The organism is Paraburkholderia rhynchosiae (assembly GCF_002879865.1).
In the GTDB taxonomy this organism is placed as follows: domain Bacteria; phylum Pseudomonadota; class Gammaproteobacteria; order Burkholderiales; family Burkholderiaceae; genus Paraburkholderia; species Paraburkholderia rhynchosiae.
Genome location: NZ_PNXY01000007.1, coordinates 304,991 through 315,049, shown reverse-complemented (window position 1 = coordinate 315,049; position 10,059 = coordinate 304,991). Strand labels below are relative to the sequence as shown.

The following is a 10,059-nucleotide window of genomic DNA, read 5'->3' as shown; positions in this document are numbered from 1 at the left end:
AGGAACACAAACAGCAGACCCCCGCTCAGCCGATGCAGGATCGACACGCGCCCCGCCAGCGGAAGACGGTACGCCGTCAAGATCTGCCCGATACCGATGTTCCGGAATTCCGGCCTCGGTTTTTTTACCGCTTCAGCCATGCTAGACCCCTACTATGTAGTCACACTAATCCGCAATTTTAGCGCCTTTTCATATCGCGCTGCAGCGAAAACCCCGACAGGTCCGTTACAGGACCTGCAATGAAGACGCCGCCAAAGAGGCGCGCGCGTGAGACGCCGCGCCTTGATCCAGCCGATTCAGCTGAGATCGTTCTGATAGTAATACCCGGTTGTGACATACCAACCGCGCCGGACTTCCACCGGCCGATCCCCATAGGTGTAGGACACGCGCTCGACCGACAGCAGCGGAAACCCCGGCGGCACATGCAGCAGATCGGCCACTGAAGGTTCGGCCGCCACCGCGCGGATTTTCTCCGTGGCGCGGATCATGCGGGTGCCGAACTCGGTCTCGAACATTGCGTAGAGAGGACCCTTGTACTCCGACAGCCGCTCGAGCGTGAGCCCGCGAAATACGGCGCCAGGCAACCAGATTTCATCGAGCACGGTGACTTCGCCGTCGAACTGCAGCAGACGCTTGATTAGCACCACTGGGTCAGCAGGCTTGAGTTCGAGTTGCCGGGCGATGTCCGCCGACGCCCGCAAGCGCCGGCATTCGAGCAGGCGGCTCACGTGCGGATGCTCGGCGCCGTCATCGGCCAGTAACCGGAGGAAGCGAAACTGCGCGCGATCTTCGTTGTGCGTCGCAACAAACGTGCCCTTGCCTTGCCGCCGCACCAGCAGGTTTTCGGCGGCCAGTTCGTCAATCGCCTTACGAACCGTGCCTTGGCTGACCTTGTATCTGGCCGCCAATTCGACTTCACTAGGAATGATCTCGCCGGGCTTCCATTCGCCGCTTTCGAGGCTCTGCGTTATCAGCCCCTTGATCTGCTGATAAAGAGGACTGAAGGTGGGCGACGCAGCAGGGACGGCCGCGGATACACCTTCGCCCGCGGCCGCTTGACCGCTCGGATTCGTGGTGTTGGCCGGGTTCGAATTCATCCGCGCATTTCATCATAAAGGGCTGGGCCGCGTCCAGCATTTCTCCCACAATAGATGTGTCTTATATAAGACATAAGATAATGTTGACTTTGTGTCTGGCCACTCCTACACTCCTTGTCGAGCAAGGGTTTGCGGGTTTTCTGGACGCTGTGAACTGCACTTCGTTCCGCAGCGCCGCGAGGCCTTGGCAGCCACTCTGCACCACGCCGTTCCCACGCAGTCCAGGTTTCGATTCGCCGCCATTCGTTGGTCAGACGCTTGCCGAAACGCGCTGTTTGCAGGAGCCCGCGCCGTGCAGCGGCTACCCCGGCGCCTCAACGTCCGCTCCCGCTCTTTCAAGAAAACGCCGGGCCCTCTCGGGTTTTCCTGCCTTTCGGGGGCTTGGCGCGAAGCGTCGGGTTGGAGCGCTCGGTAGTACAGGTTTCCGGCATGGCGGTCTTGCCGCAGCGCCGCTGCCGGCCTCGCAATTGGCGGGCCGTCCGCGAACCGTGAATTCCGCCGTGTTTCACAACGCTTCGCTGAACGCGCATATAGAATGGCGTTTTCCCTAGCGTCTAACGCATCGTCCTGGAGATTTCTCAATGGCTAAGCCCGCAAAGCGCGTTGCCGTCACCGGCGCCGCAGGTCAAATTGCTTACTCCCTGCTGTTTCGCATCGCCAACGGCGATCTGCTCGGCAAGGACCAGCCGGTTGTCCTGCAACTGCTCGACCTGCCGCAAGCGCAAGGCGCCGTCAAAGGCGTCGTGATGGAACTGGATGATTGCGCATTCCCGCTGCTGTCGGGCGTCGTGATCACGGACGACCCGAAGGTCGCATTCAAAGATGCCGACGTGGCCCTGCTGGTCGGCGCGCGTCCGCGTTCGAAAGGCATGGAGCGTAAGGACCTGCTGTCGGCCAACGCTGAAATCTTCACGGTTCAGGGCAAGGCGCTGAACGAAGTCGCAAGCCGCGACGTGAAGGTGCTGGTGGTCGGCAACCCGGCCAACACGAACGCCTACATCGCGATGAAGTCGGCACCGGATCTGCCCAAGAAGAACTTCACCGCCATGCTGCGTCTGGACCACAACCGCGCGCTGTCGCAACTGGCCGCCAAGGCGGGCAAACCGGTCGCATCGATCGAAAAACTGGCTGTGTGGGGCAACCACTCGCCGACCATGTACCCGGACTTCCGCTTCGCCACCGCAGAAGGTCAGGATCTGACCAAGCTGATCAACGACGACGAATGGAACCGCAACACGTTCATCCCGACCGTCGGCAAGCGGGGCGCGGCGATCATCGAAGCGCGCGGCCTGTCGTCGGCAGCGTCGGCGGCTAACGCTGCAATCGACCATATGCGTGACTGGGTGCTCGGCACGAACGGCAAGTGGGTCACCATGGGTATCCCGTCGGACGGTTCGTACGGCATCCCCGAAGACATCATCTACGGTGTGCCGGTGATCTGCGAAAACGGCGAATACAAACGCGTGGAAGGCCTGGAAATCGACGCGTTCTCGCGCGAGAAGATGGACGGCACGCTGCAGGAACTGCTGGAAGAGCGCGAAGGCGTTCAGCATCTGCTCGGCTAAGCATCTGATGCAGAACAACCGGAACTCGTGAGAAAACGCCGGGCTGCCCGAGGTTTTCCGTGTCGCGCAAAGTCCCTTTGGGGCCTGGCGCGAAGCGGCAACTCCGGGGACCCCAGGCGTTACTGCCGCAGGTTCCGGTTTTTTTCTTGCGAACCGGAGCAAATCGATCGGTTCGCATCTGATCCGAGCGCGTTCTGCGTATCTGCCGTCATGGCCGCGCGGAGCGTGCCCGAATCAGATTTCCCTCAACACCACCCACGCCCCTGACGCCGAAGATGCGCGCCCTTACACCCGCCGAAGTGCTGTTTGACGGCGAAGTGCCGCCCGCTGTGCTGCCTGCCTGCGATCACTACGCCGGCAGCGAAAAGCTGATGCTGAAATCGCTCACGTTGCAGCAACAGCTGGGGCCCGTGTTCGACATCACGCTCGACTGTGAAGACGGCGCGCAAGTCGGCCGTGAAGCGGAGCATGCGGAACTGGTCGCGTCGCTGCTGGGCAGCGAGCATGACCGCTTTGGCCGCGTCGGCGTGCGGATTCACGACTTCGACCATCCCCACTGGCGCGACGACGTCCGTCTGATCCTAGGCGCGGCTAAGCGAGCGCCTGCTTACATCACGCTGCCCAAGATCCGCGACGTGCCCGACGCCGCGGAAATGGTCGCATTCATCGAGGCCACGCGGCGTGAGTTGGGCATCGCGAAGCCGGTGCCGGTGCAGGTGCTAGTCGAAACCCACGGCGCGCTGACACGCGTATTCGACCTGGCCGCACTGCCCGGCGTCGAAGCGTTGAGCTTCGGCCTGATGGATTTCGTCTCCGCGCACGACGGCGCGATTCCCGATACCGCAATGCGCTCACCTGGCCAGTTCGATCATCCGCTGGTGCGGCGTGCGAAGCTCGAGATTTCGGCTGCATGTCATGCGCACGGCAAGGTGCCGTCGCACAACGTCAGCACTGAAGTGCGCGACATGAGCGTGGTCGCAAACGACGCCGCGCGAGCCCGCAACGAGTTCGGCTACACGCGCATGTGGAGCATTCATCCCGCGCAAATCGAGGCGATTGTGGCCGCGTTCGCGCCGCGTGATGACGAGATCGCGACGGCTACGGAAATTCTTCTGGCCGCGCAGTCCGCCCAATGGGGACCCACGCGCCATCACGATACGTTGCACGACCGTGCGAGCTACCGCTATTACTGGTCGGTACTGCGTCGCGCGCGATCCACTGGCCGCGCCATCCCGCCAGACGCAGCGCCGCTTTTCGTGGAAGTGGAGCAATGAGCAGGCAAACAGGAGAGCGCGGGAGATGAGCGAGACAACGCAAACCGCCGACGCACAAGGCGGCTTCAAACCGAAGAAATCCGTCGCCCTGTCCGGCGTGACGGCTGGCAACACCGCGCTCTGCACGGTCGGCAAGACCGGCAACGATCTGCACTATCGTGGCTATGACATTCTCGACATCGCGGGTAACTGTGAATTCGAGGAAATCGCGTATCTGCTGGTGCACGAAAAGCTGCCGACGCAGGCCGAACTGACTGCCTACAAGACCAAGCTGAAAGCATTGCCGGCCTGCCCGCGAACGTGAAGGCCGCGCTCGAATGGATTCCCGCCGCCGCACATCCGATGGATGTGATGCGCACCGGCGTCTCGGTGCTCGGCACCGTGCTGCCGGAGAAGGACGACCACAATCTGCCGGGCGCGCGCGACATTGCCGACAAGCTGATGGCCTCGCTCGGCTCGATCCTGCTCTACTGGTACCACTATTCGCACAACGGCAAGCGCATTGAAGTCGAGACGGACGACGACTCGATCGGCGGTCACTTCCTGCATCTGCTGCATGGTGTCGAGCCGCCGAAGTCGTGGGTCGAGGCGATGCATGTGTCGCTGAATCTTTACGCGGAGCATGAATTCAACGCGTCGACATTCACCGGCCGCGTGATCGCGGGCACGGGCTCCGACATCTATTCGGCGATCACCGGCGCCATTGGCGCGCTGCGCGGACCGAAGCACGGCGGCGCGAATGAAGTCGCGTTCGAAATCCAGTCGCGCTACCAGACGCCGGATGAAGCCGAAACCGACATCCGCAAGCGCGTCGAGAACAAGGAAGTGGTGATCGGCTTCGGTCACCCGGTCTATACGATTTCAGACCCGCGCAACAAGGTCATCAAGGAAGTGGCGAAGAAGCTCTCGAAGGAAGCGGGCGACAACAAGCTCTTCAATATCGCCGAGCGACTTGAAACAGTGATGGCTGAAGTGAAAAAGATGTTTCCAAATCTCGACTGGTTCAGCGCGGTGTCGTATCACATGATGGGCGTGCCGACGGCGATGTTCACGCCGCTCTTCGTGATTGCACGCACCGCCGGCTGGAGTGCACACATCATCGAGCAGCGGATCGACAACAAGATCATCCGTCCGAGCGCGAATTACACCGGACCTGAGAATTTGAAGTACCTGCCGCTAAATAGGAGAAAATAGCGGTCGCTGTGCGTTTTCAAGGCGCGTGCAGTTCAACCCCGCGGTCGCCAGGACCGGTAGGCCGCGCACCGTTCAACTGAAATTAGATAGAAAGGTTTTCTCCATGAACAAGCTGATGATCGCCGCCGTGATTGGCGCCCTGTCCACGACGATGCTGACCGTCGCGACTGACGCCGCCGCGCAAACGGCGACCACCACGAAGCCTGCCGCGAAGGCCGTGGCGAAAAAGCCGCAACCGCGCCGTTTGATCAAGCGCAAGGCAAATCCGGCGAAGGAAGCGAAGGTCGATGCGATTCCGGAAGGCGCGGAAAAGTGGTCGTGCAACGAAGGCCTTTCTTTCGACCTGAAGGGCGACATGAAGCGTGACCAGATCGTCACGGTTCACTGGGCCAACAAGAACTACAATCTGCCGCGTCAATCCACGACCACGGGCGCGGACCGCTTCCATGACGCCGCAACCGGCATGGATCTCGTCGTGATCCCGACGAAGGCAATGCTGTTCTCGGACAAGGACAGCTCGCGTCTGGCCGACGAGTGCAAGACGGCAGCCATGGCGCAAGGCGCACCGGCTCCGACGCAATCGAACGCAATCGACAAGACCAGCAACTAACGCATCGTCATCAGGAAAGCCCTCGATGTCCGCTCCGATTTCCAACGTACGACCCGATCCGGACAAAGTCCTGGTCGATATTGTCGATTACGTTCTGGACTATCAGATCGACAGCGCGCTCGCGTTGGAAACTGCGCGTCATTGCCTGATCGATACGCTGGGCTGTGGACTCGAGGCGCTCACTTACCCTGCCTGCACCAAGCTGTTGGGACCCATCGTGCCGGGCACGATCGTCGCCAACGGTGCGAAGGTGCCGGGCACGTCGTTCCAGCTCGACCCAATTCAGGCCGCGTTCAACATCGGGGCCATGATCCGCTGGCTCGACTTCAACGACACGTGGCTCGCTGCCGAATGGGGCCATCCGTCGGACAATCTCGGCGGAATTCTCGCGACGGCCGACTGGCTCTCGCGCACTGCCATCGCAGCCGGCAAGGCGCCGCTAGCGATGAAAGACGTCCTGATCGCGATGATCAAGGCGCACGAAATTCAAGGCTGCATCGCGCTCGAAAACTCCTTCAACAAGGTCGGGCTCGATCATGTATTGCTGGTAAAACTCGCGTCAACGGCAGTAGTCGGTCAGTTGATCGGCCTCACGCGCGACGAGTTGATCAATGCGGTCTCGCAGGCTCTCGTCGACGGGCAAGCGCTGCGCACGTACCGCCATGCGCCGAATACCGGCTCGCGCAAATCATGGGCCGCGGGTGACGCGACCTCGCGCGCCGTGCGCCTCGCGCTGATTTCGAAGACCGGCGAGATGGGCTATCCGTCGGTGCTGACGGCAAAAACGTGGGGCTTTTACGACGTGCTTTTCAAAGGCAACGAGTTCAAGTTCCAGCGCCAGTACGCTTCTTACGTGATGGAAAACGTGCTGTTCAAGATTTCGTTTCCGGCCGAGTTCCACGCGCAAACCGCCGTGGAAGCGGCGATGACATTGCAAGCGCAGCTCGTCGCGCACGGCAAACGTGTGGAGGACATCCGCAATGTCACGATCCGCACGCACGAAGCCGCGATCCGCATCATCGATAAAAAAGGGCCGCTCAATAATCCGGCCGACCGCGATCATTGCATTCAGTACATGATCGCGGTGCCGCTGATCTTCGGCCGCTTGACGGCCGCGGATTACGAAGATTCGGTCGCGCAGGACGCGCGTATCGATGTACTGCGCGCAAAAATGGTCTGTGTGGAAGACGCGCAGTTCACGAAGGATTACCACGATCCCGAGAAGCGTTCGATCGCCAATGCACTGACGGTCGAATTCAACGACGGATCGCAGTTCGACGAAGTCGTAGTCGAATACCCGATCGGTCATAAGCGTCGTCGCGAAGACGGAATTCCGTTGCTGGTCGAGAAGTTCAAGACCAACCTCGCGCGCCGCTTTCCGGTCAAGCAACAACTGGCGATTCTCGACGTGTCGCTGGATCAGGCACGGCTCGAAGCCATGCCGGTCAATGAGTACGTCGATTTGTACGTCATCTGATCAAGTTAAGTACTGTAGTTCCGCGATCAAACCAAGGAAAACACCATGGCCCACAACCTCCACAAAACGCTCAAGGAATTCGACAGCGGTTCCGGCAAAGGCAAGTTCTACTCCCTGCCGCAACTCGGCAAGGCACTGAACATCAAGATCGACCGCCTGCCGGTTTCGATCCGAATCGTGCTGGAATCGGTGCTGCGTAACTACGACGGCAAGAAAATCGCCGAAGAACACATCACGCAACTGGCGAACTGGAAGCCGACCGCTGCGCGCGTCGACGAAATCCCGTTCGTCGTGTCGCGCGTCGTGCTGCAGGACTTTACCGGCGTGCCGCTGCTCGCCGACATCGCGGCAATGCGCGGCGTGGCGCAGCGCGTGGGCAAGAATCCGAAGTCGATCGAGCCGCTGGTCCCGGTCGATCTGGTGGTCGACCACTCGGTGCAGATCGATCACTTCCGCGAAAAGAACGCGCTCGATCTGAACATGAAACTGGAATTCCAGCGCAACAACGAGCGTTACCAGTTCATGAAGTGGGGCATGCAGGCATTCGACACGTTCAAGGTCGTGCCGCCGGGCGTCGGTATCGTTCACCAGGTGAACCTCGAGTACCTCGCCCGCGGCGTGCATAAGAAGGCCGAAGGCGCGGACACGGTGTACTACCCTGATTCTCTGGTCGGCACGGACAGCCACACCACGATGATCAACGGCATCGGCGTGGTGGGCTGGGGCGTAGGCGGCATCGAAGCTGAAGCCGGCATGCTCGGCCAGCCGGTGTACTTCCTGACGCCGGACGTGGTCGGCGTGAACCTGAAGGGCAAGCTGCGCGAAGGCGTGACGGCCACCGACCTGGTGCTGACCATCACCGAACTGCTGCGCAAGGAAAAGGTTGTCGGCAAGTTCGTCGAGTTCTTCGGCGAAGGCACGCGCTCGCTGTCGCTGCCGGACCGCGCGACCATCGGCAACATGGCGCCGGAATACGGCGCGACCATGGGCTTCTTCCCCGTCGACGAAAAGACGATCGACTACTTCAAGGGCACGGGCCGCACGGACGCTGAAATCTCGGCGTTCCAGAACTACTTCAAGGCTCAGAACCTGTTCGGCATTCCGAAGGACGGCGACATCGACTACACGAAGGTCGTAACGCTCGATCTCGGCTCGGTTGCGCCATCGCTGGCTGGCCCGAAGCGTCCGCAAGACCGCATCGAAATCGGCCACGTGAAGTCGACTTTCAGCGACCTGTTCTCGAAGCCGGTCGCGGAAAACGGCTTTGCGAAGAAGGAAGCCGATCTGAACGCCCAATACACCACGAGCAATGGCGTCAACGTGAAGAACGGCGACGTGCTGATCGCCGCGATCACGTCGTGCACGAACACGTCGAACCCGAGCGTGCTGCTGGCCGCCGGCCTGCTCGCGAAGAAGGCTGTCGAGGCGGGCCTCACGGTCGCTCCGCACATCAAGACGTCGCTGGCTCCGGGCTCGCGTATCGTCACCGAGTACCTGACGAAAACCGGCCTGCTGCCGTATCTCGACAAGCTCGGCTTCACGCTGGCCGCTTACGGTTGCACGACCTGTATTGGCAACGCGGGCGACCTGACGCCGGAACTGAACGAAGCGATCACGAAGAACGACATCGTCGCCGCAGCGGTGCTGTCGGGCAACCGTAACTTCGAAGCGCGTATTCACCCGAACATCCGCGCGAACTTCCTGGCCTCGCCGCCGCTGGTCGTTGCTTACGCAATCGCCGGCAACATCACGCGCGACCTGATGACCGAGCCGGTCGGCAAGGGCAAGAACGGCAAGGACGTCTACCTCGGCGACATCTGGCCGACCAGCGACGAAGTCAACGACCTGCTCAAGTTCGCGCTGGACGCGGAAGCATTCCGCAAGAACTACTCGTCGCTGACCAAGAAGGGCGACTTGTGGAGCAAGATCGAAGGCGAAGAAGGTCAGGTCTACGACTGGCCGAAGTCGACGTACATTGCCGAGCCGCCGTTCTTCGGCAATGACTTCTCGATGACACCGGCAGACAGCATCGCAGCGGTCACGAACGCGCGCGCATTGGGCATTTTCGGTGACTCGGTTACGACCGACCACATCAGCCCGGCCGGCTCAATCAAGGAAGACTCGCCGGCAGGCAAGTGGCTGAAGGAAAACGGCGTGCAGAAGGCCGACTTCAACAGCTACGGCTCGCGCCGCGGTAACCATGACGTGATGATGCGCGGCACGTTCGCCAACGTCCGGATCAAGAACCTGATGATCCCGGCGAAGGCAGACGGCTCGCGTGTGGAAGGCGGCCTGACGATTCATCAGCCGAGCGGCGAGCAACTGTCCATCTATGATGCAGCGATGAAGTACATCGCCGCGGACACGCCGACCATCGTGTTCGCGGGCGAAGAGTACGGCACGGGCTCGTCGCGTGACTGGGCAGCGAAAGGTACGCAATTGCTGGGCGTGAAGGCTGTGGTCGCACGCAGCTTCGAGCGGATTCACCGTTCGAACCTGGTCGGCATGGGCGTTCTGCCGCTGCAGTTCAAGGGCTCGGATAGCGTGCAATCGCTCGGCATCACCGGCGAAGAAACCTACGACATTGAAGGCCTCGGCGCAGACTTCAAGCCCCAGCAGGAAGTGACGCTGGTGATTCGCGGCAAGGACGGCCAGGAAAAGCGCGTTCCGGTGCTGCTGCGTATCGACACGCCGATCGAAGTCGACTACTACAAGCACGGCGGTATTCTGCCGTTCGTGCTGCGTTCGCTGCTGGCTGCTTAGCCTCACGACAACGCAAACGGCTTGGCTGTTTTGCAGGGGCTGCGTCCTGTGGAGGGCGCAGCCAACCTTTAAAGCCCGA

General features: G+C 61.0%; 7 protein-coding genes and 1 pseudogene. 6 read left to right on the top strand and 2 right to left on the bottom strand.

The genetic code is table 11. The features are described from left to right. Together C0Z16_RS13100 and C0Z16_RS13095 are read right to left on the bottom strand one after the other, a co-directional pair. Positions 1-140, bottom strand: a 140-nt coding sequence (locus C0Z16_RS13100) for a succinate dehydrogenase, cytochrome b556 subunit (RefSeq protein WP_425182548.1), incomplete at its 3' end; no start/stop codon positions are given. 156 nt (positions 141-296) lie between these two features. Further along, a complete protein-coding gene (locus C0Z16_RS13095) occupies positions 297-1,097 on the bottom strand; it encodes a GntR family transcriptional regulator (protein ID WP_102632568.1) in 801 nt (266 codons plus the stop codon). A gap of 581 nt (positions 1,098-1,678) precedes the next feature. Here C0Z16_RS13095 and C0Z16_RS13090 point away from each other — a divergent pair. The 6 genes and pseudogenes from C0Z16_RS13090 to acnA all read left to right on the top strand — a co-directional run bounded on the left by C0Z16_RS13090 (position 1,679) and on the right by acnA (position 9,980). Continuing rightward, positions 1,679-2,662 carry a malate dehydrogenase gene (locus C0Z16_RS13090; protein ID WP_102632567.1) on the top strand — a complete coding sequence of 328 codons (984 nt, stop codon included), beginning with the start codon at positions 1,679-1,681 and terminating at the stop codon, positions 2,660-2,662. Positions 2,663-2,937: 275 nt separating this feature from the next. After that, positions 2,938-3,936, top strand: a complete 999-nt coding sequence (locus tag C0Z16_RS13085) for an HpcH/HpaI aldolase/citrate lyase family protein (protein WP_102632566.1) — start codon at positions 2,938-2,940, stop codon at positions 3,934-3,936. Between the two features lie 25 nt (positions 3,937-3,961). Continuing rightward, a pseudogene (gene prpC / locus C0Z16_RS13080) lies at positions 3,962-5,130 on the top strand (bifunctional 2-methylcitrate synthase/citrate synthase). A 103-nt stretch (positions 5,131-5,233) separates the two neighbouring features. Continuing rightward, the gene (locus tag C0Z16_RS13075) at positions 5,234-5,740 is read left to right on the top strand and encodes a hypothetical protein (protein WP_102632565.1); all 507 of its coding nucleotides are present in this window, start codon (positions 5,234-5,236) and stop codon (positions 5,738-5,740) included. Positions 5,741-5,765: 25 nt separating this feature from the next. Continuing rightward, positions 5,766-7,217, top strand: a complete 1,452-nt coding sequence (locus C0Z16_RS13070; RefSeq protein ID WP_102632564.1) for a bifunctional 2-methylcitrate dehydratase/aconitate hydratase — start codon at positions 5,766-5,768, stop codon at positions 7,215-7,217. Positions 7,218-7,262: 45 nt separating this feature from the next. Beyond that, positions 7,263-9,980 carry an aconitate hydratase AcnA gene (gene acnA / locus C0Z16_RS13065; protein WP_102632563.1) on the top strand — a complete coding sequence of 906 codons (2,718 nt, stop codon included), beginning with the start codon at positions 7,263-7,265 and terminating at the stop codon, positions 9,978-9,980. Positions 9,981-10,059: the final 79 nt, after the last annotated feature.